Here is a 26,502-nt window from a genome sequence, read left to right as displayed (position 1 = left end):
ATCAAACACTAAAAAAGAATACTAATTATTAACAAAAACCAAACCTAAAATGAAAACAAGACTAATTAGGAGGATGAATTTTATTCCTTTACTGTTATGCCTGTGGTTGCCAAGCATGATTTTTGCGCAAACCCAAAAAAATGTTTCAGGAAAAGTTACCGATGATAAAAATAATCCGCTACCAGGCGTAAGTGTTTCTATCAAAGATTCGAAGTTTAATGCATCAACAGATTTCGACGGAAATTATACTTTAGAATATTCGTCAGATTTAGCAAATCCAGTTATCGTTTTTTCTTATGTGGGATTTACCGCAAAAAGTGAGCAAATAAATAATCGTACACAGCTTAACATGGCTATGGAAGAAGAAACCAATAAACTGAATGAAGTAGTTATTATTGGTTACGGATCGCAGAAAAAAAGCAACGTGACGGGAGCAATTTCTACAGTTAAAAAAGAAAGTCTCGAAACCAGAGCGACAACAAATCCAGCTGAAGCGCTTCAAGGTTTGGTTGCGGGGGTAAACGTGCAAAAAAGCGGTGGTGTTGCAGGTGCATCTGTAAGCGTGAAAATACGTGGAGTAAATACCTTTGGAGCAACAGAACCTCTTTATATCATTGACGGATTTCAGGGATCAATTAACACAGTAAACCCAACAAATATAGAATCGATGGAGGTTCTTAAAGATGGTGCAGCGGCAGCAATTTACGGATCTGTTGCGGCGAATGGTGTTATTATTGTAACCACTAAAAATGGTAAGAAAGAAGGTGTAAAAGTAGATTTTAGTTCTTTTTTAAGCGTTACAAATCCATCAAAAACATTAGATATGTTAGATGCTGATGGTTATCGTACTGTTAACAAAAGAATGTATGATGAGTACAACAAATATGCAACTTCGCCAAAACCACTTCCAGCTTACATTACAGCGCCATCTGATGCAAATACAGATTGGCAGGATGAAGTTTTCCGTTCAGGGCTTACACAAAACTATGGTTTAGGAATTCAAGGAAGACAAGGAGACTTCAAGTTTGCACTTTACGGTAATTTCGTAAAGCAAAAAGGTATTGTAATAGATAACGAATTTGGACAGCAAACAGGTAGCGCGAGAGTTAGTTTCAAAAAATCAATTTTTGACATCGATGGAAAAATGGCTTACATGGGAACGCAAAATGCATTGCCTAGTTTCCAGCTAAAAGAAGTATATACGATGGCTCCTTTGGTTCCTGTTTATGATGAAAATGAGGAGTACGGTTTCGGACTAGCAAATAAAAATGGTTTACCAGCGGCAACAAACCCAGTTGCTGAAGAATATTTTAAGAAAAACAATAACATCGGGCAAGATATAACAGCAAACATTTCTGCAACAGCAAATATTGCACCTTGGTTAAAATACAAGCTGGCTTATTCTTACCGTGTAAAGAATAATCAGCAAACGTTTCATTTTCCTCCATACATTGCAAACCCAAAAGAAGTGCATCTTTATCCTGTGCAAAGAGAGTTGAGAACAACTTGGAATGAGCAAATATTAGATAATATTATCACCATTGATAAAACTTTCGGAAAACATGTTTTTGGTTTAATGCTTGGAAATACGTTTAACAGTCAGGCATCAAATTGGAATGATGTTAGTGTTGAAGGAAAAACAACTGATTATACTGTAGAAAACGGACAGTTGGTTTCTATCGATCGTCCTTCAGGATTTCTTGACCCTGGTTTTGAAACCATTGGCGCAGGAAGAGGAGGAACTTATTCTGCTGATGGTTCAAAATTCCAATACAACAGAGTATCTTTCTTTAGCAGGTTAAACTACTCTTACAATGATCGTTACTTATTGCAAGTGACAGTTAGAAAAGATGGTTCATCTAAATTTGGACAAGACAGCCGTTGGGGAACTTTCCCATCTATCGCTTTAGGATGGAAAATTGAACAGGAAGATTTCTTCCCAAAAGATATGATTCTTTCTACTTTAAAATTACGTGCAAGCTGGGGACAATTGGGTAACGAAGCCGCTTTAGGATATTACTCAGCCAATACCTTGATTAAAACTGGCAATACGCTAGGAAATGGATATGTTCAAGGAATAGGAAGTAACCCTTGGCCAGGAAGTATTGCGACAGCATTAGAAAATAGAAACCTGCAATGGGAAACTACAGATTCTAAAAATATTGGTATCGACTATACGCTTTTAAAAGGAAAAATTAGCGGTTCGATGAACTATTACCATAATGTAACGGACAATTTATTGATTACAAAAAAACTGGCTCCTTCTGCAGGAATTGATGACCCTGTATTGAATGTTGGAAAAATCAGCAATAGCGGATTTGAATTTGAAGTGAATTATAGCGATAATGTTAATGAATTCAAGTACAATGCAGGATTAAACCTATCTACACTTAAAAATAGAGTAGAGGAATTGGCAAACGACGGACAAACTATTTATGGAGAAGGATTAAAGTATGGAGATGAACATTTTCCAACTCAAGCTCGTGTAGGTAGCCCAATTAGCGGATTCTATTTATACAAGACAGATGGTATTTTCCAATCAGCAGAAGAAGTTACAGCACACAACAAAGATGGAGTTTTACTGCAACCAAATGCTCAGCCAGGAGATATCCGCTTTAAAGACTTAAATGGAGACGGTACTATTGATGAAAAAGATAAAGCTTATGCAGGAACTGGATTGCCAAAACTAGAAGTAAACTTAAGTTTAGGAGCAAGCTACAAAGGATTTGACTTTTCTACTTTGATTGGTAGTGGATGGGGCAATAAGTTATACAACGGAAATAGATATTTTTATGAATCTATGAATTCTGGAACCAATATGCTGGCTTCAACATTAAATTCATGGACACCAGAAAATCACAGTAACATACCACGTGCGGTATTACAAGATCCTAATGGAAACAGCCGTGAATCAGATCGTTTTCTTGAAAGCGGAGATTTTATTAGAATGCGCCAATTGCAATTTGGATATACTATTCCGAGTAGCATGTTAGGTAAAGCAAAAATCGACAAAATTAGATTTTATGTAAGTGCCGAAAACTTGTTTACCATTACAAATTATTCGGGGATTGATCCAGAATTCTCACGTGACAAAGTAATTGATACAGGCGTTGATCGCTTTGTTTATCCATTTACGAGATCATTTGTTTCTGGTGTTCAGTTTATATTTTAATTCTACTTAATAAGACATTATCATGAAAAAGATATTTTTAATATTATCCTCTATTGGTTTATTCACTTTAGCTAGCTGTGATGACTACTTGGATCAACAATCTCCTGATGAACTTACATCAGAGAATTTTTGGAGAAGTAAAGCTGATGCCGAATCTGCTTTGGCAGCAACTTATTCTCAATTAGAATGCGCTGTAGATGAATGGGCTTTTGCCGAAGTAAAATGGCCTGTAGAGGCTTATCGTGAAGATATTAACGAATTAGGAAGCGACGCTCTAAACTATCAAAACTGGGTAGAACTTTCTACATTTACTTATACAAACGGAAATAGCCAGTTTACTAGTTATTGGAGAATTAACTACAGAGGAATTAGTAATGCCAATCAGGTTATTGATAAATTGCCACAGGTTCCTTCAGCAAAAATAACTGATGAAGACCGCAAACAAATTGAAGCAGAAGCTCGTTTTTTGCGAGCTTATTATCACATGAAATTGATTTTGAACTGGGATAAAATTTATATCAGAAATAAATATGTTACAAATGAAAGCGATTTAAACATTCCATTGGCAAGCCGTGCAGAAGCTTGGGACTTTATTACAAGCGAATTTAAAGCTGTAGCTGACATTCTACCTGCAAAACAATCTTCAGATAAAACAGGTCGTGCAACTAGCGGCGCTGCCAATAGTTATTTAGGATTTTCATATTTGACAAGAGCTTATGAAGAAACAGCTCAAAAACAAACATATTTAAATGAAGCGCTTACAGCGTTTAACAAAGTGCAAGGATATGATTTGGTTAAAGATTATGTTTCTATGTTTGACGGAACAACCAAAAACACTAGAGAATCTATTTTCGAACTTCAGTTCTCAGAAACTACAGCAAATGGTGCTTTCTACCGTAATGCACTTCATTATTGGATGGCAGCTGCTGAACTTGGTGGATGGGATGAAATTCTTCCGAGTGCAATGTTGGTAAACGAATTTAAAAAAGAAGGAAAAATTGCGACTACAGGAAACTATGATTCACGTCTTTATAGCACAATTTTCTTTAAAGATCCTTACTTTAATGATGCTGATAATCCGTTGGTATTGGGGACAACATACGATGATAAATTTGGAGATACTGACAAACCGGTATACCGCAAATTTATTCCGAGTACACAAGAGAAAATGGATCAGGAATTTACAGCAATCAACATTCCTTTAATGCGTTATTCAAATGTATTGTTAATGCAGGCTGAAGCTTTAAATGAATTAGGTCGACCTGGAGAAGCTATTCCATACATCAATAAAGTTCGTGCTAGAGCAGATATGCCAGCAATGATAGGAACAAGTGGTGCGGAGGTAAAAGCGCAAATTGAACACGAAAGAATTTTAGAATTCCCTCTTGAAAATTTCCGTTTTTACGATTTACGCCGTTGGGGTAAAACAAAAGAAGCGCTTGATGCTGTTGGACGTACAGGTTTTGATGCTGCAAAGCATAACTTTTACCCAATTCCATTAACAGAATTGCAGACAAATTAATTGATTGCAATAATTTTAATTTAACAAAAGAATAGCCTATATTTCTTGGGCTATTCTTTTCATCTATAAATATCGGTTTTGCATTTAAAAAGCATTGATCTTTATCTAAATAACACACAATTAAAAAAAATAAACATGGACAAAAAGAAAATATTTTTCATTCTTGCTTCCTTCGTTATAATACAATTAAGCTGGTCCCAGAAAAAATACTCCAACTTAGAATCATCTAAAAATAGTATTAATTTTAAAGGAAATCCAGTAAATGCAACAGACCGAAAAGCATTGGCGTTTTCTGATAAAGGCGCTTGGTTCGGATTTGGATTTTTGGAATCGTCTCAAATTCAGGCAGGGTTTTCCGGACCTTTTTTGATGACAGAACAAAATGGCGTATGGTTAAGTTCTTCTTTTGTTTCGTTACAGTTAAATGACGAAAATAAACAAGATATCATCAATTGGAAAAGTTCATTTGTATCGCAAAACAGCTACAATAGCCATTTAGAACAGGAGTTTAAAAATGAAAAATTAGAAGTAAAACAGCAATTAGTATTTTTGTCTGGCCATTCGGCTTTGCAAAGAACAATGATTACAAATAAAAGTGGAAAATCAATCACTATTTTTCCTTCTTATAATGCGTCTCTTTTTTTAGATGATTTACAATTCTCTAATGAAAACAATACTTTAAAAATAACTTCATCCAAAAGTATAGCTATTGGTTATATTCAATTCCTAAAATCGAAAGCATCAATTGAAATTTCTAAACAAGGATACAGAGCGCAGACAGAAAAATTGGTTTTAAAACCAAATGAAACCAAAGAAATTATAGTTTCGCAAAGTTTTATTTTTCCGCAATATTCATGGAAAACTGAAAATGAAACTATACAAAAAACAGTTTTTACTACACTGTTAGACAACACACAAAAAGAAAAAGAAAATCAATTGGCACAATTAAATGCCAAAAAGAAAAACATTTACAAAGATCAGATTTATTCAGATTTGGCAGCAAAATTAGTATTGACTTTACAAACCAATACAAGAATTGCAGCAGAAGGATTAAAACATGGAGGCCTTTTTCCGAGTTATAATTATGAATGGTTTCATGGCTTTTGGGCTTGGGACAGTTGGAAACATGCTGTTGCGGTAGCTAATTATGATACCGAATTAGCTAAAAATCAAATGCGCGCTTTGTTTGATTATCAAGAACCAAATGGTTTTATTCCAGATTGTATTTACAGAAATAATCTTCTTGAAGAAAACAATTACAGAAATACAAAAGCACCGCTTGCAGCTTGGGCAATCTGGAAGATTTATGAAAAGAATAAAGACATTAATTTTTTAAAAGAGTTTTATCCAAAGCTTAAATTATATCACAATTGGTGGTATAAAGAACGCGATCACGATCAGGATGGTTTATGCGAATTTGGATCAACAGACGGAACTGTAATTGCAGCAAAGTGGGAAAGCGGAATGGATAATGCCGTTCGTTTTGATGATAGTAAAATCCTTAAAAATGCAGAGAAAGCTTATTCGTTAGATCAGGAAAGCGTTGATTTAAATTCATTTTTATTTGCTGAGAAAAACTTTCTAAACAAAATGGCAATAATTCTAAAACTGAATGATGAAGCGAAAAAATGGAAAGAAGAAAGTGTTGCTTTAAGAACGAAAATTCAAAAGCAATTTTGGGATGAAGCGACAGGCTGGTTTTATGACACGACAATTGACGGCAAAACATTGATAAAAGCAATGGGATGCGAAGGATATTGTCCGATTTGGGCAGAAGTAGCATCTGCTGAGCAAGCCAAATCTGCAAAAGCAAATATGCTTGATTCGGCTAGTTTGAATACTTTGGTTCCTTTGCCGACATTAGCAGCAAATCATCCGAAGTTTAAACCTGATAACGGATACTGGAGAGGGCCAGTTTGGTTGGATCAAAGTTATTTCGGAGTCAATGGTTTAGAGAAGTACGGTTACACAAATGAAGCAAATCAATTGGCACATAAACTTATGCATAATGCTGAAGGAGTTTTGGATAAAGGAACTTCTATTAGAGAAAATTATCAGCCAGTTACAGGAAAAGGATTAGAGGCGTTCAATTTCAGTTGGTCGGCTTCTCATTATTTAATGTTGCTTTTGGAGGATAAATAATTGAATCTAACTATCAAATACAATTACGAACATAACAATACTAACTATGTTTAACCACAATATATCTTTCACAAAAATAATTACAGCTGGATTGCTTATAGCAGGCAGCCATTCAACGCCTGTTTTTGCTCAAAATAAGAAAAGTACAGTTTCAGAAAATAAAGATCCGCAACGATTTTTCTCAAAGCCAGATTTAATGCAGATCGGAGTATACTATTATCCAGAACAGTGGCCAAGAGAACAATGGGAGCGTGATCTAAAAAATATTAAAAAACTCGGTTTTGAGTTTACGCACTTTGCTGAGTTTGCTTGGACTTATATGGAGCCTGAAGAAGGAAAATACGATTTTAAATGGTTAGATGATGCTTTGGCAATTGCAGAAAAACAAGGCTTGAAAGTAATCATGTGTACACCAACGCCAACTCCTCCAGCATGGATGGGGGAAAAGTATCCTGAAATCTATCTTGTTGATGCAAGTGGAAGACGCAGAGAGCACGGTAATAGAGCCAATCAGTCTGTATCTAATGAAAAATACAGAGAATTTGTTGCCAAAATTGTAACTGAATTAGCAAAAAGATACGGCAATAATAAAAATGTTATTGGCTGGCAGGTTGATAATGAACCAGGTGCGCCAGACGATTTTAGTCCTTCAGCACAAAAAGGATTTCAGAAATGGCTAAAAGCGAAATATGGAACAATCGAAAAATTGAATACGGAATGGGTAGCCAGTTTCTGGAGCATCAGATACAATAATTTTGAACAGATTGCGATTCCAAATGCAGAGATTTATTTTGAAGACAAACTTAGCCCTCATGCTATTTTAGATTTCAAAAGATACACAGCAGATTCTCAAGCAGAATATTTGAATTTACAAGCTGAAGTACTTCGAAAATACATTGACCCAAAACAATGGATTACTACAAATTACACTAATGTAGTTTATGGAGCAGATCCAAGAAGAACGGATAAAATGGATTTTGCAACCTATACCATGTATCCTGTAAGCGGAAGAAATCAATTAGGTGGACAAAATTTCAGAATGGGACATCCTAATAAAATTTCGGAAGCCAATGATTATTACAGATCTATAAATGGCGTTACTGGAGTAATGGAAATGCAGCCAGGACAAGTAAATTGGGCAAGCATTAATCCGCAGTTACTGCCTGGAACAGCCCACATGTGGATTTCTCAGGCTTTTGGTGGAGGCTGTTCTTTTACTTGTACTTACAGATACAGACATCCGCTTGGAAGTAGCGAAATGTATCATGACGGAATTGTCGGTACAGATGGCGTAACGTTAACCACAGGAGGAAAAGAATTTGTTCAGTCTATCGAAGACATGAAATTGCTTCGTAAAGAATACAACCCAAAAGCAGTTATTCCGCAAGAAATTGCAAAAAGAAAGACTGGATTTTTATGGAGTCATGAAAATCTGTGGGATTTAGAAAATCAGAAGCAAACAGAATTCTGGAGTACTTGGAGACATAGAAACACCTATACTTCGGCAGTAAAATCAACGGGTGCGCCAATGGATTTTATTACAGAAGAAAGCGATTTTTCGGATTATCCGTTTATTGTTGCTCCAGCGTATCAATTAGTTGATCAAAAACTGGTAGACAAATGGACGAAATATGTTGAAAATGGCGGAAATTTAATTCTTTCGTGCCGTACAGGGCAGAAAGATAAAAATGGTCATTTCTTCGAAGCAAATTGGAGCGGACCAATTGTACCTTTAATCGGAGCAGATGTTGAGTTTTTTGATATGTTGGTTGAAGATGTAAACGGAACCATAACTGCAGGAAACAATACCTATAAGTGGAATGTTTGGGCTGATGTTTTAAATCCGAAACAAGGAACCGAAGTTTTAGCTTCTTATGCCGATCAGTTTTACAAAGGCAAAGCGGCTGCGATTACTAGAAAACTTGGAAAAGGAACCGTTACTTATATTGGAGCTGAAAGTAAAGATGGGAATCTGGAGAGACAAGTGGTAAGAACGGTATATGAACGTGCAAAAGTTGCTATTCAAGATTTACCAAAAGGCGTTTATGTAGAATGGCGTGATGGCTTTTATGTGGGTGTAAATTATACCAACGAAACCATTAATTTACCAATTCCTGCAGGAAGTAAAATATTAGTTGGAAAAAATCCATTAGAACCAGCTCAGGCTGTTATTTGGAAATAAAGAGGACAACAATAAATACGCTACGAATTGCACAAATTTGCACTAATTTTTTTTTAATAATATTTTAATTGTAATTCGTGTAAATTAGTGCAATTGCTTTGCCTGTTCGCTTTCGCTCGGGTCGGGGCTAAAAAAAATATAAAACATTTTAATAGAATACAATGACTTTTTCAGAAACAGTTATTCAGGATTTAGTAAAAGAACATTACGGATTAGAAGTAACCGTAAAAGCATTAAATGGATATGATGAATTGAATTTTCTTTTATCGAATGAGAAAAATGAAAAGTATATTCTAAAAGTATCAAATGAAAGCCATCCGTTTCCTTTTCTGGAAGCGCAGGCCGCTATTATAAGGCATCTTACCAAAAGTGATATTTCTGATTGTTTTCAGCACTTCGTCCTGAATACAAAAGGAGAAGAGCTGACTCAGATTGTAACAGATTCTCAAATCTATTATATTCGAATTCTCAACTTTTTAGAAGGCACTTTTTGGGTAGATGAAAAGAACAAAAACAGCGAACTGCATTATAACTTAGGCTCTTTTCTAGGAAAAATGGATAACGCTTTGGCTGATTTTTCTCATCCGGCAATGCACCGAAATTATACTTGGGATATTAGCCGAGCTAGTGAGGCCGGCGATAATCTAAAGTATATTTTAAATCACGAAAGAAGGCGTATTGCAGGTTATTTTTTGTTGCAGTTTGATACAGAAGTATTACCGCGAATACACCGTTTAAGACATGCGTATATTCATAACGATGCCAACGATTATAATGTTTTAGTGAAAGACAATCACATTAGCGGACTGATTGATTTTGGGGATATGGTATACACCGCTTTAATCAACAATTTAGCGATTGCTTGTGTTTACGCGATGCTTGACGAAGAAGATCCGTTGGCTGTAGCCACAGAAATTGTCAAAGGATATCATAACTCGCATGCTCTTACCGAACAAGAATTAGATTTATTGTATTATCTCATTGCAGGAAGACTTTGCATCAGCGTGACACAATCTGCCTATAATGCATCGCTGGACAGTAACAACGAACACCATTTTGTGACCGAAAAACCAGCTTGGGATTTGTTGTATAAATTGATAAAAATTAATCCAATCAAGGCGCAAGATGCCTTTAGAAAAGCTTGTGGTTTTGAAGGATTAATTACCAATGATGATTACTCAGAATTGCTTGAAATTAGAAAAAAGAAAATAGGTAGAAATCTGAGTATTGGCTACAAGGACAAATTGAAAATTGTAAAAGGAGCTTTACAATATTTGTATGATGACAAAGGGAGAACTTTTGTTGATTGTGTAAATAATCCATCGCATGTGGGACATTGCCATCCGGTTGTGGTTAGAAAAATGCAACATCAAATAGCGACTTTAAATACAAATACTAGATATTTGAATGACGCCATAACTGAATATGCCGAAAAACTAACAGCAACTTTGCCAGAAAAATTAAGCGTTTGTTATTTTGTGAATTCCGGTAGTGAAGCCAATGATTTAGCGATCAGAATGAGCCGTCATTTTACAAAACAAAAAGATATTATCGTACTCGATCATGCTTATCACGGAACTTCGACAGTGGCAATGGAAATGAGTCCGTATAAATTTGACAGCAAAGGCGGTTCGGGTCAAATGCCTTGGATTCATAAAGCAATAAATCCAGATTTGTACCGCGGTCCTTATAAATATGGTGATGCAGAAGCAGGAGAAAAATATGCAGCAGATGTACAGCGAATTATTGAAGACTTAAAGAAAGAAGATAAAGCGCCAGCAGTATTTATCTGTGAAACTTTATTAGGAGTTGGCGGTCAGATTCCGTTGCCAGAAAACTATTTAAAAACCGTTTACGACTACGTTCGTGCGGCAGGTGGAGTCTGTATTGCAGATGAAGTTCAGGTTGGATTTGGACGAATTGGAGATCATTTCTGGGGATTCGAATTGCAAAATGTAGTTCCAGATATTGTTGTTTTAGGAAAACCAATCGGGAACGGGCATCCACTTGCAGCTGTAATAGTAACAGAGGAGATTGCAGAAGCGTTCAATAATGGCTTGGAATACTTTAATACTTTCGGCGGGAATCCTGTTTCTATGGCTACAGGATTAGCTGTTTTAGAGGTAATTGAAAAGGAAGAAATGCAACAGCACGCTCTCGAAACAGGAAATTATCTAATGGATGGATTAAAAGCTTTAATGGCTAAATATCCTATTATCAGTGATGTTCGAGGACACGGATTATTTATTGGAGCAGAAATGGTAAAAGATAAAACGACTATGGAACCTGCTGTTCCTGAAATTGATATTGTTGTAGAGAAGCTAAAAGCCAAAGGATATTTGTTAAGTACAGACGGACCTCTACATAATGTTTTAAAAATAAAACCACCAATGCCGTTTAATAAACAAAATGCTGATGAAATGGTTGAGTTATTGGACATTGCATTGAGCGAATTATAAACGCAATATTGTCATTTCGACCGAAGGGAGAAATCACACGCGGAATTCGACAAAGATTGGTGATTTTGATTGAGGAGTTTCTTGTGTGATTTCTCCCTTCGGTCGAAATGACAAAATCTTCATTGGGTTTCTGAATTGTATTTTCAAAATAATAAAAAGTACCAAACAAAGATTATTACTGACTTTAATCTATTTTCGGATAAAAGCACACCGATATAATATAATATTAAAATGAATGATAATAATATCCTTCCAAAGATTTCTGCTAAACTTGAAGGTTTAGAAAAGCAATTAGAGGGCAAATTATTTTACGATCATACCATGCGTCTGCTTTACGCAACAGATGCAAGCGCTTACAAAGAAATGCCATTGGCCGTAGCCATTCCGAAAACAAAAGAAGATATCCAGAAAATAATTGCTTTTGCAAAAGAAAACAATAGCAGTATCATTCCTCGTGCCGCTGGAACTTCGCTGGCGGGGCAAGTCGTTGGAAATGGAATTGTGGTTGATATTTCGCAAGAGTTCACCAAAATTATTTCGGTAAATCAGGAAGAAAAATCGGTTTGGGTAGAACCTGGTGTTATTCGTGATGAATTGAATCTTCATTTAAAGCCATATAAACTTTTTTTTGGACCAGAAACCTCTACAAGCAATCGCTGTATGATTGGTGGAATGGTGGGAAATAATGCCTGCGGAGCCCGATCTGTTGTTTACGGATCAACCAGAGAACATGTACTAGAAATAAAAGGTTTTTTAGCAGATGGAAATGAAGTTGTTTTTGGTTATCTAACCAATGCCGAGTTTGAAGATAAATGCAACGGAATTAATGTTATTAGTCCGTTGGAACAGGCTATTTATGTTCAAGCTAAAGAAATACTATCATCTGAACATAACCGAAGTTTATTTGAAGCTAATTTTCCTAAAAAATCAATTCCAAGAAGAAATACAGGATATGCTTTGGATTTATTGGCAGACAGCAGTCCATTTGATGATTCTGCTGAAAAGTTCAATTTCTGTAAACTAATTGCGGGATCTGAGGGAACATTGTTTTTTTCTACAGCAATCAAACTAAATTTGGTTGATGCCTTAAAACCGTATTCCGCTTTGGTTTGCGTTCATTTTGAAAGTATTCATGAATCTTTAAAAGCTAATATTGAAGCATTGAAATTTAACCCAGATAGTGTGGAGTTAATTGACCATTATATTCTAGAATGCACCAAAGAAAATATCGAACAAAGCAAGAATCGTTTTTTTGTGAAGGGCGATCCTCAGGCTATTTTAGCGGTAGAATTTTTGAGAGATTCTCAAGAAGAAATTGACAGCATTGCAAAAGAAATGGAAGCTTTAATGCGTTCTAAAAATTTAGGATATCATTTCCCGATTGTTTATGGTGAAGATACCAACAAAGTCTGGGCATTAAGAAAAGCAGGATTGGGATTATTGTCTAATATTCCGGGTGATGCAAAGGCAGTTGCCGTAATTGAAGACACAGCGGTTGACGTTAATGACCTACCTAATTTTATCGTAGATTTTAATGCTATATTAAAAGAGAGAAATCTAAACTGTGTGCATTACGCGCATGCAGCAACTGGTGAATTACATTTGCGTCCGATTATAGATTTAAAAACCGAAGAAGGAACTACACTTTTTAGAACTATTGCAACGGACATTGCGCATTTGGTCAAAAAGTACAAAGGTTCGTTGAGTGGAGAACATGGGGATGGAAGGCTTAGAGGAGAGTTTATTCCGCTAATGTTGGGAGATGAAATTTATCAATTATTTGTTCAGATAAAAAAGGTTTGGGATCCGTGGGGAGTTTTCAATCCTGGGAAAATTGTGAATACGCCTCCTATGGATACGAGTCTGCGATATATAGCAGGACAAGATACGCCAATGCCTGAAACGTATTTCGATTTCTCAGAACATAACGGAATCCTTCGCGCGGCAGAAATGTGCAACGGATCTGGTGATTGTAGAAAAACAGAGAAGAGCGGAGGCACAATGTGTCCAAGTTACATGGCTACGCGAGATGAAAAACATACAACTCGAGCGCGTGCCAATATGCTCAGAGAAACCATAACAAATTCTACAAAAACAAACCGATTTGATGATGAAAATCTGTTGGAGGTTTTGGATTTATGTTTAAGCTGTAAAGGCTGTAAATCTGAATGTCCTTCAAATGTAGATATGGCGAAACTGAAAGCTGAAACATTACAACAGTATCATGATAAAAATGGTGTAAAATTTAGGTCTAAATTGATTGGAAATACGCCAAAAGTAAATCAGTTGCTTGCTTCAGTTCCGTGGCTATATAATTTGTCAACCAAAGGAATTCTAGGTAATTGGATTAAAAAAGGAACTGGTTTTGCTACAGAGAGACAATTGCCTTTAATGCACAAAATTACTTTTGCAAAATGGATAAAAAGCTATAGTCAAATAAGTGATTTTAGGAACGGAAATGTGTATTTGTATAATGACGAATTCCTGAATTATTATGATGTTGAAATAGGGCAGACAGCTGTCAAACTTTTAAATAGATTAGGATATAAAGTTTTAGTTCCTAAAATTGGCATAAGTGGGAGAACGTATCTCTCAAAAGGAATGCTGAAAGAAGCGCGAGAAATTGCAGAACAGAATATCAAAGATTTTGAAAATGCGATTCCAAATAATGGTGTTTTAATCGGAATCGAACCTTCGGCAATACTTTCTTTTCGCGACGAATATCCCGATTTATGCCGTGGAGGTTTAAAAGAAAAGGCAAAAAAAGCAGCAACTAAAACTTTTGTAATTGAAGAATTTCTAGCTCAAGAGTTGGAGGCGGGACGAATTGCATCTGATAGCTTTACAGATCAAACAGAAAGAGTGAGAATGCATGGACACTGTTTTCAGAAAAGTTTGTCTTCTTTAGTTCCGCTAAAAAAGATACTTTCACTGCCAAAGAATTATACTGTTTTGAATATTCCGACTGGTTGTTGCGGTATGGCAGGTTCTTTTGGTTACGAAAAAGAGCATTATGATATTTCGATGAAAATTGGAGAACTGGTTTTGTTTCCGACAATTAGGGCAGAAGAAAACGCCACATTAATTTCTGCTTCAGGAACAAGTTGTAGACATCAAATTGCAGATGGAACAGGGCGAAAATCATTGCATCCGGTAGAAATATTGTTTAAGGCTTTGAAATAAAAAACAAACCTCCAAAAATGTATTTTGGAGGCTTGTATCAAAAAACAATAATTCAAAAAAAAAATTATAACTTAATATTTATGGTATTACCATCTTTAATGACTTTATTGATTGCCAGCTTTTTCCCGTCAGTTATTTTTAACTTTAGATTTTTGCCAGCTCTTTCAACTGTAATATCGAAATCGTGCTCAAATGCATGAATACGCTTTAGTTTCATAGTAGACCAAGATTTAGGAAGTCTTGGTGTAAAATCGAAACTGTACAGGCCTGTCGGACGAATACCAAATAAACCTTCTGTAAAAATTCGGCAATACAAACCGCTTTCAGCCGAAAGATGACGCTGATCGCCTTCTGGATAGGCTTCTACAGGATAAGGAACGTGATCTCCTAATAAACGTCGATTGGAATAATAATGCAAGAAATCTAGCGCTTTATCTGTTTCGCCTGCAGCAAGAACTCCTCTTAAAGCATATAAAGTAGAACGATCCCAGAATATTTTATCTCCAGCAACGCTTGCAAGACCATCTTTAGTCCATAATCTAGAAGAAAATAACGCATCTATAGTTCCGTCTTTTCTATCATAAATACCCATTGTAAGTGGCGTACAGATCCAAGCTCTTAAGACATCATTTTCTTTATAGTATTTGTAGGTTTCAAAGCCTTCAACTTTAGCTCCAAAATACTTTTCGATAGCGGTTCTTAATTTTTCAGCTTCGGCTTTATAGGCTTTCAGTTGTGCTTCGTTTTTTCCTAAAACCTTACCTAGATAAACCGCAGAGTTTAAAGCATCATAGTATAAAGAAGAGGTATTAAGATTGGCTTTTCCAGAAGGAAGACGTCCCTCAAGTTCATCAGAATCAGAAGCGACTACGCCATCAGCATTTATTTTTCTATGGCAATATTCTAAGCACCATTCAATTAATGGCCATAATTGTTTTGCTTCATCTGAATTTCCTCTCGAAAGCGCGTAACGTGCAGCTCCATAAGCAATCATAGCGCCGTCTCCGCGATCTCCCGCACCAGCCCAAATATCTGTTCCTTCAGCAACAATAGAACTAGGAATCGCTTTATATTCTTTGTTTATGAATTTGGCAAACTGAAGATATGCATTTAGTGAAGCTTGATTTCCATATTCGTAACCTAAATATGGAAAAAAAGGACCAATATATTCAGCTTGATCATTTGCCCAAATGGCGGCATAATATGATTCTCCACCAGGACCGTGCATAGGACCGCCTTTGGTTTCAAAAATACTTTCTGCCGCTCTGATTTTCGCGAAAGCAAATTCGGTATTCAAAACCTGATCTGGCGTTTCCAAAATCAATTTGCTCCATATTTCACTGATCAATTCTAAACGTTTGTTTTTTTCTTCTTCGGCATTTACAGAAGGAACTGTTTCGTTTGCTTTAATGCCCGAATAGATAACAGAAAAACTAACGGTTTCATTTGGTTTCAGATTAAAACTTCCACTATTAATAAGATCTGCATGAATACTATAACTACCTTCAGTTCCTTTTGCTGGATCTGTAGCATAAACCGCATTAGATTTTGGAATCTCTACGATACAGTTTTTATCAGAACTGTTTTTAATGGTATAGATTTCATTATAAACTGATAAAGCTGTAGAGGGAAAAAACTGTCTTGTAAGTTCAAGTTTATCGGTTTTGCTTTTAACGAATAATGTTCCGTTAAGAGTCAGCGAGATTGTTTTTTCTGCTGGAATTGGTTTGTAATTTACTGTGACAAGATCAAAAGCATCCTGTGCAAACTGACGCGTTAAGCTTGCATGCGTATTATTAGGAATGGTTCTCAGCATTGGCCAAACTAAACTGCGTGTAGCATGAAATGAGCCATCTGCCGCCACGCCATATCTCAGAACGCAGGAGATTCTTTTACCGCTCATTTCAATATGATCATCATGCGGAATTGTATTATTTATTTGCCAAGAAATAGAACCGTCGGTATTAATTTGCCAACGTTGATCGTCTTGCGAAAATACTGTATTTGTAATAAAGCATAAAGCAATAAGGACAAATAAGATAGGTTTAAGTTTTTTTCTAGAAGATATCTTCATAGCGTTTAATTTTAAATTGTGTCCATTGTATTAGTAGTACATTGAACGAGTTGTTTTAGCGATAGGCTGCCGTTATTTTCTGGCCAGGATTCACACGAATTGTAATAGCAGTGTAGGGATTTCCCTTGTTGTCCTTTTCATGAATTACGGCAGCTTTTTTATCATTTATAAAAATAGAAGTATAATTTCCAGTAAACATAGCTTTCCATTCTATAAAATTTTCGCCTTTGTTGTGTAGTGTTGTTGTTTGGTTTTTGTGTTGTACAGCTAATGTTGTCTGTAACACGGGTAAATTGTCGACCTCAGAAATGCTATCTTTTTTTCCTCGATTTACTGTTGTTATTATTTTTTTTGATGCATCTGGCTCTATGCCCATATAACCGTGTATGATGCCTTCGATCACACCATATGAAACTTCTGGATATTCTCTTCTTTTGGTTTCAGGGTCGGTTAAGTGTAAAATGTATTCGTAAGCTTTATCTTCGTAACCATTTTTGTATAACAGAAAAGGAAGATAAGAAGCATTTTCGACATTGCTTTTGCCAGAAATAATATGATCAATTGTATTTTTAGTTCTGTTTTCATCTGTCAAAGCGTCAAACCATAATAAGAAAAGTTCGCCCGCATCTTTGCTAAATTTTCCATCAGCAGTATAAATTACATTATAAGCTAATTCGCTTTTATCCCACCAAACATTTTCGATTTGAGTTTGATATTTTTTTGCTTCTTTTTCAAAGAAAACAGCTTTTTCAAATTCTCCTTTTTCCTTCAAAATAAAAGAATAGGTGAGCAGACCTCGATAAATTGCTGCAACAAGATCGACTCCCATTTTTAAACCAGGAATGCCTTCAGAATAAGAAGCCAGTCCACGACATCTATGAAAATCATCTTTAATATCAAATGGAACTGGAGTGTTTAAGAATTCGGATCTGGTCAATAATGATTCCGATTCTAGATTCCAGCGTTTTATATATTCCGTTGATGATTTTTCAAAGAAATTCTCAAACTCAGGATTATTTATATAACCTTCATCACCTGTCCATAAATACAATCTCCAACAAGCAAATATGACATCAAAATTGCTATTCAGATTGTACCAAAATTCTTTGTCATTTCTATAATCTTCGGGAGCTGGTTTTCCATATTTATTGATTTCCCAATACGAGCACCAGTCTTTACTTTCTGAAATGTTTTTAGCAAATAGTGAAAGTATATTTTTATTTTCCTTACTCAGTCCAAGAATTTCTGCACCAATGCTCTGATGTGATACGTCGCGCATACAAAATGCAGATCGAGAAGGAAGAGCTGCTTCATACCATGGTCCAACAGGATCATTTGAATCTCCTTTATAACTAAGTGCCATACTTTTGGCACGCTCAAAAGCAAGCTGAAGTGCAGCATCTGAAGATTTGAAAGTAACTGTTTCTTGACTAAACGCATTCAAAAAGAAACAGCAATTGGCCAGTAAAACTAAAAAATGATTTTTCATAAAGCTATTTTCGATTTGAATTTTGATCTGAATACATTTTAAAAGCAAACCCATCCCCCTAGATGGGTTTGCTTAATTGGCTATAATTAATTATAACCGGGGTTTTGGGGTAAACCCGTTCTATTAATCTCGTCTCTCGGTATAGGAAGCAGATAATGCTGTGGTTTGAAAATCCTTTCCTGAACTTTGGAGTAGGTGTAAGTTTTAGAACCGTCATTATTTTTGGTAATAATTACTCCCATTAAAGGTTTGTTTTCAGTTTCTTCGGCTATTTTCCAACGACGTACGTCATAGTAGCGGAATCCTTCAAGACATAATTCAACTTGTCTTTCGTTGCGGATTTTATTCTCTAAAGCTGTTCCAGTTAAACCTGTCAGAGGATTTGTAATTCCTGCGCGTTGTCTTAATAAATTAAGATATTGAATTGCAGTTCCTTCATGTCCCAATTTAAATTCTGATTCAGCATAATTTAGATATATTTCTCCTAAACGTGAAATAATCCAAGCTTTATTAGTTTGCGTTTCATTATTGTAATTGTATGTTGTATCGCAATATTTACGGAAAGTGTAACGTGTTTTACTAGCGTTCCAAGTATCCCATCCTTGAGGAGAATCTAAACCGCCTTCGTAGAATTCAGCTTTGTTTGAACTTCCTGCATCGTAACGATCTTGAAAGAACTCTGGTTTTCCATAAGCACGTCCGTCGTAAACGATGTTTTTGTAAAAACGTGGATCTCTGTTTACATACGGTTTTTGAGGATCGTAACCTGATGTTGGATCTGTAATGTCTTTTCCATCAGCTGTTCCGTAAGCATCAATATGGCTTTGGCTCGGAGCAAAATTTGCCCATCCATGAAAACCGCTAGGTGAATTAAACATTTCTACACCATTGAAAGCGCTCCATTGCGGATCTTTGCTAGACAAACGAGAGAAGATCACTTCTGAATTGTTTGTAGTAAAAAGATCTTCATATTTTTTATCGTAAAGCGAATATATATTTAAATCCATAACTGCTTTTGCGGCATCTGATGCTTTTTTCCATTTTGTCAAATCATTAGATGGATTCCATTGCGGACTTGCAGCATAAAGTAATGTTCTAGATTTTATGGCAAGAGCCGCACCCTTTGTAACTCTTCCTAGATCAGTTGCTGTTAAAGGAAGTAATTCAGCAGCTTTGTCTAATTCGCCAACAATAAAATCAATACATTGCTCATAAGAACTGCGGTCTACTTTAAAATCACTATTTAACTCAAAAGGCTTAGTAACAAGAGGAACTCCACCGTAATCGCTAATTAATTTGAAATAAGCATAAGCTCTTAAGAAAAGCACTTCGCCTTTTAATCTGTTCCTCCAAGCGTCGTCACCAGGTACGTTATCTATTCGAGACAAAAAGATGTTGCAATTTTGAATGGTAGCATAAGTAGGTTTCCAAGTGTTGAAATTACCTGCGTTGTCTGGAGTAATGGCTCCAGAATTCATATTCCACACATCATAATCGTTGAAATTATTAAAGGCTTCATCGCATGCAGTAGATAAGATCCAGCTTCGGTTGGTTCTGTCGTTCCAGTTGTGCTGTGTGCTAGGTAATACTGTGTAAAGATTGTTAGCGAAAGCTTCTGTAAGTTTTAAGTCATTCCACACATTTTCATCAGTATAAGAGTCTAAAGGAACTTTATCTAAAGGATCTTCACTACAGGATGTTACAGCGGCAACAGCAATAAAAAGAGAAGCAGCTATAAGAGCCTTCTTTTTTATATTTATTAGATTATTGATTTTATAATTTTTCATGTCTTGTTCTTTTACCTTGTTATAATTCAATGCTTACACCGATTCTGTAAATACGGGTTTGTGGATAAATTATTCCTGTCTTATTATTTGTTTCAGGATCTAAATTGTATTGTTTCATGTGGTCAATTGAGAACAAATTAGTTCCTCCCGCATAAAATCTCGTGTTTAGTATTCCGAATCGTGATAGAAGTTTTTCAGGTAATGTATAAGAAACTTCTAAAGATTTTAATCTAAAGAAAGAAGCATCTTTTAACCAAAAGTCTGCATCAATATTGTTTCTTGGATCAGAATCATTGAAGGCAACAGGATATTTAGAATTTGGATTATCTGCTGTGTATCTGTCTTCGTATAACCATCTTGGAGGTGCTACAATTGCTCCTTGAGCTTGTGGCAATATCATTTGTCGTGCTTTTGCTTGTCCTGTCCAAAGCATGTCTACAGAGAAACCTTTGTATTCAGCTCTCATCGGAATACCATAAGCAATTTTTGGCGTTGCAGATTCAGGAATTCTCACTTTATCATTAGAAGTGATGCTTCCGTCGCCGTCAGTATCTTTTACCCAAAGATCTCCTGGTTTTGCTCCTTCAAAATGAGGTGAGTTATCGACTTCTGCCTGAGTACGGTAGATTCCGTTTGTTTGGTAAACTAACCAAGAATCGATAGCTCTTCCTGTTGATTTTTGCCATGCAGGGATGTTTGCTGCTTCATCACGAAACAATACTTCACTTTGTGCATATGTAAAATTAAAACCAACATTATATTTGAAACTATTAATATTATCAGCATAATTAATAGACCAGTCAGTTCCTCTGTTTACCGTTTTTCCGATATTCTCTTTTGGAAGCGATAATCCTGTGTACAAAGGCACAGACGCATTTCTTGCCGCTAAGATGTCAGATCTTTTATTACTGAAATAGTCAAAAGTTGCTGTTAATTTATTTCCAAAGAATCCAAAATCAAAACCAATGTTTTTAGAGTCTTGAATTTCCCAAGTAATATTTGGGTTCGGGGTAGAAGAAAGATAAATACTGTTGTTTAATGTATAATCTGATCCAAAGTAGGTATAAAGCTGCTGATCTGTTGTTAACTGATATCTTGTTAAGAAAAGATATTGGTTAAGATATTCTACGCCATTAATAGTTTCCCTTAAATCGTCATTACCCATTCTTCCCCAAGAAGCTCTTATTTTAAGCTGGTCAATTAATTTGATGTTATTTTTAAAGAAAGGCTCTTCAGATATTTTCCAGCCCGCACTTATCGCAGGGAACATACCCCAACGAGTTGAAGATGGGAAGTTGAATGATCCGTTGTAACGAGCAGTAACTTCTGCAAAGTATTTATCATCAAAATTGTAAGCCATTCTCCCAAGGAAACTTTCACGTCCGTCTTGATATGCACCGCCCGTAGCATTTTGTCCTTTGGTGCTTCCAGTAAAAATTTGATCCAATTGGTCGCTCAATAAATCTCTTCTATAAGCATAAGTTTGGGTTTTGTCCATTGTAGTCTGCTCATATCCTACAAAAGCATTTACTGCATGTTTGTTGAATTTACGATCGTAGGCTAATTTTGCGAAATAGGTATTTTGATTAGCAATTCGTTCTTCTTGCATTACACTTGTTATGCTAGTACTACTTTTTACATTATTGTAACTATCATTTGTTTTGTCATAAGAATAAGCATCCCAAGGTTTTGTGAATTTCTTTTCACTGCGGACATTATAATCAAATGCAGCATATCCGCTTAGAGATAATCCTTCAGTTATTCTTGGCAATTTTAGTTCAAAACCGATTTTAGGGTTTACAATTAAGTTTACCACTTTGTCATAACCTGCGGACGGAGAAGACATTAAAATTGGGTTTCTACCGTTTGTAATACCCGAAGATGGATAACCATTTTTCCAGTATGCAGGAATAAAAGGATACATACTAACAGTCTCGTGCATAATACTTCCAATGCTTACTGCAGGGTAGTTACGATCTTCTTTACGGGTAGCAATGTCTAAATTTACTTTAAAGTTTGAAGTAATATTAACATCGATATTAGATCTCAAATTGAACTGTCTGTATCTCTCGTCACTATATCTAAGATTACTATCTTGATTCAAATATTGCCCAGAAAAGAAATATTTAACCTGCTCATTACCTCCATTTACAGAAAGCGAAAGATTAGCTTGTGGAGCATCTTTTCTGTAAACCTGTTTCATCCAGTCTGTGCTGGTATAATTAGGATCATTTCCTGCTTTGTATTTGTCAATTTCTGCCTGAGTATAAGGAAGCGTACTCCCTTTATGAGCATTAAGTTCGTTGTAATACGTCATGTATTCCCACGAATTAACTCTTTCGCTCATTCTCGTTAACTGCTGAACACCATAAGAACCGTCAATTTTAATTGTTGGAGCACCAATTTTACCTCTTTTAGTGGTAACAAGAATTACTCCATTTGCAGAACGAACCCCATAAATAGCTGCCGACGCATCTTTTAAAACCGTTACAGATTCAATATCATCTGGGTTAATTCTGTTCAAATCACGATCAGGAATACCATCAACAACTACAAGCGGACTTGTTCCTCCTCCAAAAGAGTTAAAACCTCTAATTAAAAGGCTTGAACTGTCATCACCAGGTCTTCCAGAACGATTGTTAGCGATTACTCCAGACATACGCCCAGCAATTCCATTTGATACGTTTGCAGATGCATTTTGAGTCAGAACCCCTCCTTTAATCGATGCAATTGCTCCCGTTGTAGAAGCTTTTTTCTGTGTTCCGTACCCAACGACAACAACTTCGTTTAAAGTCTGATTTTGCTCTTCAAGCTGAATGCTTGCAGCATCGTCTGCACGAACTTCTTTTGTTAAAAATCCAGTATAAGAAAACACAAGAATACTGTTGGAGTCTGGAACTTCGATAGTAAAATTACCATCAAAGTCTGTTACAGCCGTAATTTTGGTTCCTTTTACTAAAATGTTTACACCAGGAAGCGGTTCGCCTTGTGTACCCGTTACTTTACCCTTTATTAGTTTTTCTACGGCAAACGATGTGCTTTCGTTCTTTGTCAGGGTTAAATTAGTAGTCAGTTTGTCGGAGAAATTATTCTCTTTTAACTCTGCTGCAAAAGAGGTTTGTAAACTAAGCGTCAATAAGGCTCCCGATGTGAGTTTGGTAATCTTCCATATCTCAGAAGAAAACCAATCTTTTGTTGGTTTTTGTTTGGTCATGTTTCTTAGTGGTTTTTGTTGGTTAGTAATTTATTTTCTTGTGGTCCATTTTATCTTTTCCATTTGGAGAAACAAAATGCCTTTGAGCTCTTGCATATTGTTTATGAAAAAAATTGATAAATGTTGAAATCCAAATGTATAAATGTTTCCAAACCAACACATACCAGTACCCACCAGTTTTTTGATGTATCTGCAATAAACAAAAGAGATTTAAGATAATATGAAAAATAAAGTGGATAATATATGCGCAAAACACAAATCAGGGAGATTTGTATTAATAAATCATTTTTTATCATCTGCTGAAAACAATTTACTTTAATATATAAATAGGACCAATATTTAAATAATCAATCTAAAATTTGAATTCGGTATGGAGTTGTTTGTTTTTTGAAAGTGGATAATATAGTATCAGAAAAAAAATTGAAGAAATTTTATGCTTCTTTTGCTTCATTTTATTTTTTCAACCATACCAGTCGGCAATTTAGGCTAATATGTAAGAGTAAACCTGTTTATATTTCGTCTTATTTTGCGATTCAAAACAATTTTCAGGTAATAAAATATCAGAATACAGAAATAGTGGTGCAAAAATTATCAAAAATCTATTTTTAAAATTATTTTTTTGCGATGGCGAAAAAAGAAACAAGTGCATATAAATTAGAATTCAATTATATTTTTCCTACTTTTGAATTTCCATATATCATAATAAGAATAGTTTATAAGAGCTCAAAAACTATTTTTACTATGAATTGCATGCTGTAAGTGATTGACTTGCTTAGTTATGCAAATGGTATTTTTCTCGTGGTTTAATTGATAAATGTGAGGCACGGAGTTTTAAAAGAAATATAATTCTAATCTGAAAAGGTTGGGATTGATTTCTTTTAGAATCTTCAATAAAGAACATTCACTATTGTTAATTAAAATTTTATGAAAAAAGTACTATTCCTATTAGTTCTGACTTCTTTCTTTTGGAAGGCTAATACGCAAAATGATCCCATTGCTATTGAAACCCAGAACTCGGCATTAATCTTAAAAGTGGCTAAAAACGGATTGCTTTACCAATCTTATTTAGGTGAAAAACTGGAAGCTTCGGCATATCATACGCTTTCTAAAGAAACAGAAAGAACATTTGTTATAAACGACGGAAATCCATTGCTTAATCTAAGACATCAGGCGTATCCAACCTACGGCACTGATAATTTGTTTGAATCGGCTATCCGAATGACGCATAACGACGGAAATCCTGCTTTGGAGTTAGTGTACGTAAGTCATCAGACAACAAAAATAGATGGCAATACTGCTGAAACTAGCATAAAAATGAAAGATCCAGTTTATCCTGTAGAAGTGACTTTGCATTATAAATCTTTTTATAAAGAAAATGTAATTGAGCAATGGACAGAGATTGTACACCGCGAAAAGAAACCGGTAACGTTGTACAACTATGCTTCGTCTATGCTACATTTTGATGCGGATAAATATTGGCTCACTCAATTTCATGGTGATTGGGCAAAAGAAGTTCGAATGCAGGAAAGTGAATTGACAAGTGGAGCGAAAGTAATTGATTCTAAATTAGGCGTAAGAACTAATATGTATCAGACGCCGGTTTTCTTTTTGGCATTGAACGATAAAGCTAAAGAAAATACTGGAGAGCTTGTTGCAGGAACAATTGCCTGGTCGGGAAATTTTAAGTTTACTTTTGAACTTGACAATAAAAAGTCACTTAGAATCAGTTCTGGAATTAATCCGTTTGCTTCAGAATATAGTCTTCAGCCAGGAGAAGTATTTACAACACCATCTTTCATTTATACTTTTTCAAATAAAGGAAAAGGACAGGCTAGCAGGAATTTACATTCTTGGGCAAAAAACTATGGCGTTAAAGATGGAGACAAATCTCGCTTAACTTTATTGAACAATTGGGAAACTACTTTTTTTAATTTCGATGAAAAGAAATTGACTGATATGTTTGAAGATGCTAAAACATTAGGCGTCGATATGTTTTTATTAGACGACGGATGGTTTGGAAATAAGTACCCAAGAAGCGGTGACAAATCTGGTTTAGGAGATTGGGAGGCAACGAAAACAAAACTGCCAAATGGTTTAGGATTTCTAATGCAACAGGCTGAAAAAACTGGAGTTAAATTCGGAATCTGGATTGAACCCGAAATGGTTAATCCGAAAAGTGAATTGTATGAAAAACATCCTGATTGGGTTTTAAAATTGCCGAATAGGGAAGAGAATTATTACAGAACACAATTGGTTTTGGATTTATCGAATCCTAAAGTGCAGGATTTTGTGTTTAAAACAGTAGACGATATTATGCAGACCAATGGAGGAGTAGCCTTTTTTAAATGGGATTGCAACCGAATGATGACTAACGCTTATTCTACCTATTTAAAAAATCAGCAATCCCATTTGTTTATTGAATATACTAGGGGTTTATATAAAGTTTTAGAAAGAATTAAAACCAAATATCCACATTTGCCAATGATGCTTTGCGCTGGAGGTGGCGGAAGAACAGATTATGCTTTTTTAAAATACTTCACAGAATTTTGGGCAAGTGACAATACTGATCCTTATAATAGAGTATTTATTCAGTGGGGTTACTCGCAGTTTTTTCCAGCTTTTGCAATTTGCAATCACGTAACATCGTGGGGAAATCAGTCTATTAAATTCAAAACAGACGTTGCCATGATGGGTAAATTAGGTTTTGACATTAATATAAAAGAGCTGAAAGAAAATGAATTAAAATATACTCAGGATGCAGTTGCAAATTATAAAAGATTAAGTTCTGTAATTTGGCATGGCGATATGTACCGAATTGTTTCTCCTTATGAAGACAGTCGCGCTGTATTAATGTATGTTGATGAATCAAAAGACAAAGCGGTTTTGTTTTCGTATACGCTTCATCCGCTTTATGATCCACAATATAATTTGGTTCGTTTTGAAGGCTTAGATGCTAATAAAATCTATAAAGTTGAAGAAATTAATTTAATGCCTGAAGCAAAGAAAACGCTGCAAGAATCTGGAGAATCTTTTACAGGAGATTATTTGATGAATGTAGGTTTGAGAGTTTCTTCTTCAAAAGTAGAATCAAGTGTTGTGCTCGAAATTACAGCAGTATCAGGGAATTAAAAAAAAGATTTTTTATATAGCAAAACAGCTGTTTAATCTCGTTAAGATGGGATTAAACAGCTGTTTTTTTTCACGCAGATTAAAAATGATTGAAGCAGATTTATACAGATTTTTTATAATCATTTAAATCTTAATGATCTGTGGCAAAA

Annotated in this window: 11 protein-coding genes; 7 read left to right on the top strand and 4 right to left on the bottom strand. The window is 35.4% G+C overall.

Features of this window, described 5'->3' with window-relative positions; all coding sequences use genetic code 11:
* Window positions 1-49 precede the first annotated feature (49 nt).
* From JI750_RS21695 to JI750_RS21670, 6 genes are all read left to right on the top strand, one after another.
* Window positions 50-3,172 (top strand): SusC/RagA family TonB-linked outer membrane protein, encoded by a 3,123-nt coding sequence (locus JI750_RS21695; RefSeq protein ID WP_236673132.1) that lies wholly within the window; start codon window positions 50-52, stop codon window positions 3,170-3,172.
* Between the two features lie 22 nt (window positions 3,173-3,194).
* A complete protein-coding gene (locus JI750_RS21690) occupies window positions 3,195-4,694 on the top strand; it encodes a RagB/SusD family nutrient uptake outer membrane protein (RefSeq protein ID WP_202006496.1) in 1,500 nt (499 codons plus the stop codon).
* Between the two features lie 135 nt (window positions 4,695-4,829).
* Window positions 4,830-6,836 carry an MGH1-like glycoside hydrolase domain-containing protein gene (locus tag JI750_RS21685; RefSeq protein WP_202006495.1) on the top strand — a complete coding sequence of 669 codons (2,007 nt, stop codon included), beginning with the start codon at window positions 4,830-4,832 and terminating at the stop codon, window positions 6,834-6,836.
* A 46-nt stretch (window positions 6,837-6,882) separates the two neighbouring features.
* A complete protein-coding gene (locus JI750_RS21680) occupies window positions 6,883-9,018 on the top strand; it encodes a beta-galactosidase (RefSeq protein WP_202006494.1) in 2,136 nt (711 codons plus the stop codon).
* Window positions 9,019-9,179: 161 nt separating this feature from the next.
* A complete protein-coding gene (locus tag JI750_RS21675; RefSeq protein WP_202006493.1) occupies window positions 9,180-11,477 on the top strand; it encodes an aminotransferase class III-fold pyridoxal phosphate-dependent enzyme in 2,298 nt (765 codons plus the stop codon).
* Between the two features lie 231 nt (window positions 11,478-11,708).
* Window positions 11,709-14,660 carry an FAD-binding and (Fe-S)-binding domain-containing protein gene (locus tag JI750_RS21670; RefSeq protein WP_202006492.1) on the top strand — a complete coding sequence of 984 codons (2,952 nt, stop codon included), beginning with the start codon at window positions 11,709-11,711 and terminating at the stop codon, window positions 14,658-14,660.
* Between the two features lie 64 nt (window positions 14,661-14,724).
* On the opposite strand, the gene JI750_RS21665 is transcribed toward JI750_RS21670, so the two are convergent.
* The 4 genes from JI750_RS21665 to JI750_RS21650 all read right to left on the bottom strand — a co-directional run bounded on the left by JI750_RS21665 (window position 14,725) and on the right by JI750_RS21650 (window position 23,224).
* Window positions 14,725-16,734: a hypothetical protein gene (locus JI750_RS21665; protein ID WP_202006491.1), complete on the bottom strand. Its 2,010-nt coding sequence runs from the start codon at window positions 16,732-16,734 to the stop codon at window positions 14,725-14,727.
* Between the two features lie 55 nt (window positions 16,735-16,789).
* Entirely contained in the window at window positions 16,790-18,223 is a 1,434-nt protein-coding gene (locus tag JI750_RS21660) for a hypothetical protein (protein WP_202006490.1), read from the bottom strand.
* An 86-nt stretch (window positions 18,224-18,309) separates the two neighbouring features.
* A complete protein-coding gene (locus JI750_RS21655) occupies window positions 18,310-20,010 on the bottom strand; it encodes a RagB/SusD family nutrient uptake outer membrane protein (protein WP_202006489.1) in 1,701 nt (566 codons plus the stop codon).
* A 19-nt stretch (window positions 20,011-20,029) separates the two neighbouring features.
* The gene (locus JI750_RS21650) at window positions 20,030-23,224 is read right to left on the bottom strand and encodes a SusC/RagA family TonB-linked outer membrane protein (RefSeq protein WP_202006488.1); all 3,195 of its coding nucleotides are present in this window, start codon (window positions 23,222-23,224) and stop codon (window positions 20,030-20,032) included.
* Window positions 23,225-24,148: 924 nt separating this feature from the next.
* On the opposite strand from JI750_RS21650, the gene JI750_RS21645 reads away from it, so the two are divergent.
* On the top strand, window positions 24,149-26,353 hold the full coding sequence (locus JI750_RS21645) for an alpha-galactosidase (protein WP_202006487.1): 2,205 nt from the start codon (window positions 24,149-24,151) through the stop codon (window positions 26,351-26,353).
* Window positions 26,354-26,502 lie beyond the last annotated feature (149 nt).

This window comes from Flavobacterium tagetis, assembly GCF_016735615.1.
Classification (GTDB): Bacteria; Bacteroidota; Bacteroidia; order Flavobacteriales; family Flavobacteriaceae; genus Flavobacterium; species Flavobacterium tagetis.
This window is presented reverse-complemented; position numbering and strand designations above follow the sequence as displayed.

Coding starts and splice junctions, on each gene's coding strand:
- JI750_RS21645 (WP_202006487.1), top strand. CDS start 24,149: ATGAAAAAAGTACTATTCCTATTAGTTCTGACTTCTTTCTTTTGGAAG.
- JI750_RS21650 (WP_202006488.1), bottom strand. CDS start 23,224: ATGACCAAACAAAAACCAACAAAAGATTGGTTTTCTTCTGAGATATGG.
- JI750_RS21670 (WP_202006492.1), top strand. CDS start 11,709: ATGAATGATAATAATATCCTTCCAAAGATTTCTGCTAAACTTGAAGGT.
- JI750_RS21690 (WP_202006496.1), top strand. CDS start 3,195: ATGAAAAAGATATTTTTAATATTATCCTCTATTGGTTTATTCACTTTA.
- JI750_RS21665 (WP_202006491.1), bottom strand. CDS start 16,734: ATGAAGATATCTTCTAGAAAAAAACTTAAACCTATCTTATTTGTCCTT.
- JI750_RS21655 (WP_202006489.1), bottom strand. CDS start 20,010: ATGAAAAATTATAAAATCAATAATCTAATAAATATAAAAAAGAAGGCT.
- JI750_RS21680 (WP_202006494.1), top strand. CDS start 6,883: ATGTTTAACCACAATATATCTTTCACAAAAATAATTACAGCTGGATTG.
- JI750_RS21695 (WP_236673132.1), top strand. CDS start 50: ATGAAAACAAGACTAATTAGGAGGATGAATTTTATTCCTTTACTGTTA.
- JI750_RS21685 (WP_202006495.1), top strand. CDS start 4,830: ATGGACAAAAAGAAAATATTTTTCATTCTTGCTTCCTTCGTTATAATA.
- JI750_RS21675 (WP_202006493.1), top strand. CDS start 9,180: ATGACTTTTTCAGAAACAGTTATTCAGGATTTAGTAAAAGAACATTAC.
- JI750_RS21660 (WP_202006490.1), bottom strand. CDS start 18,223: ATGAAAAATCATTTTTTAGTTTTACTGGCCAATTGCTGTTTCTTTTTG.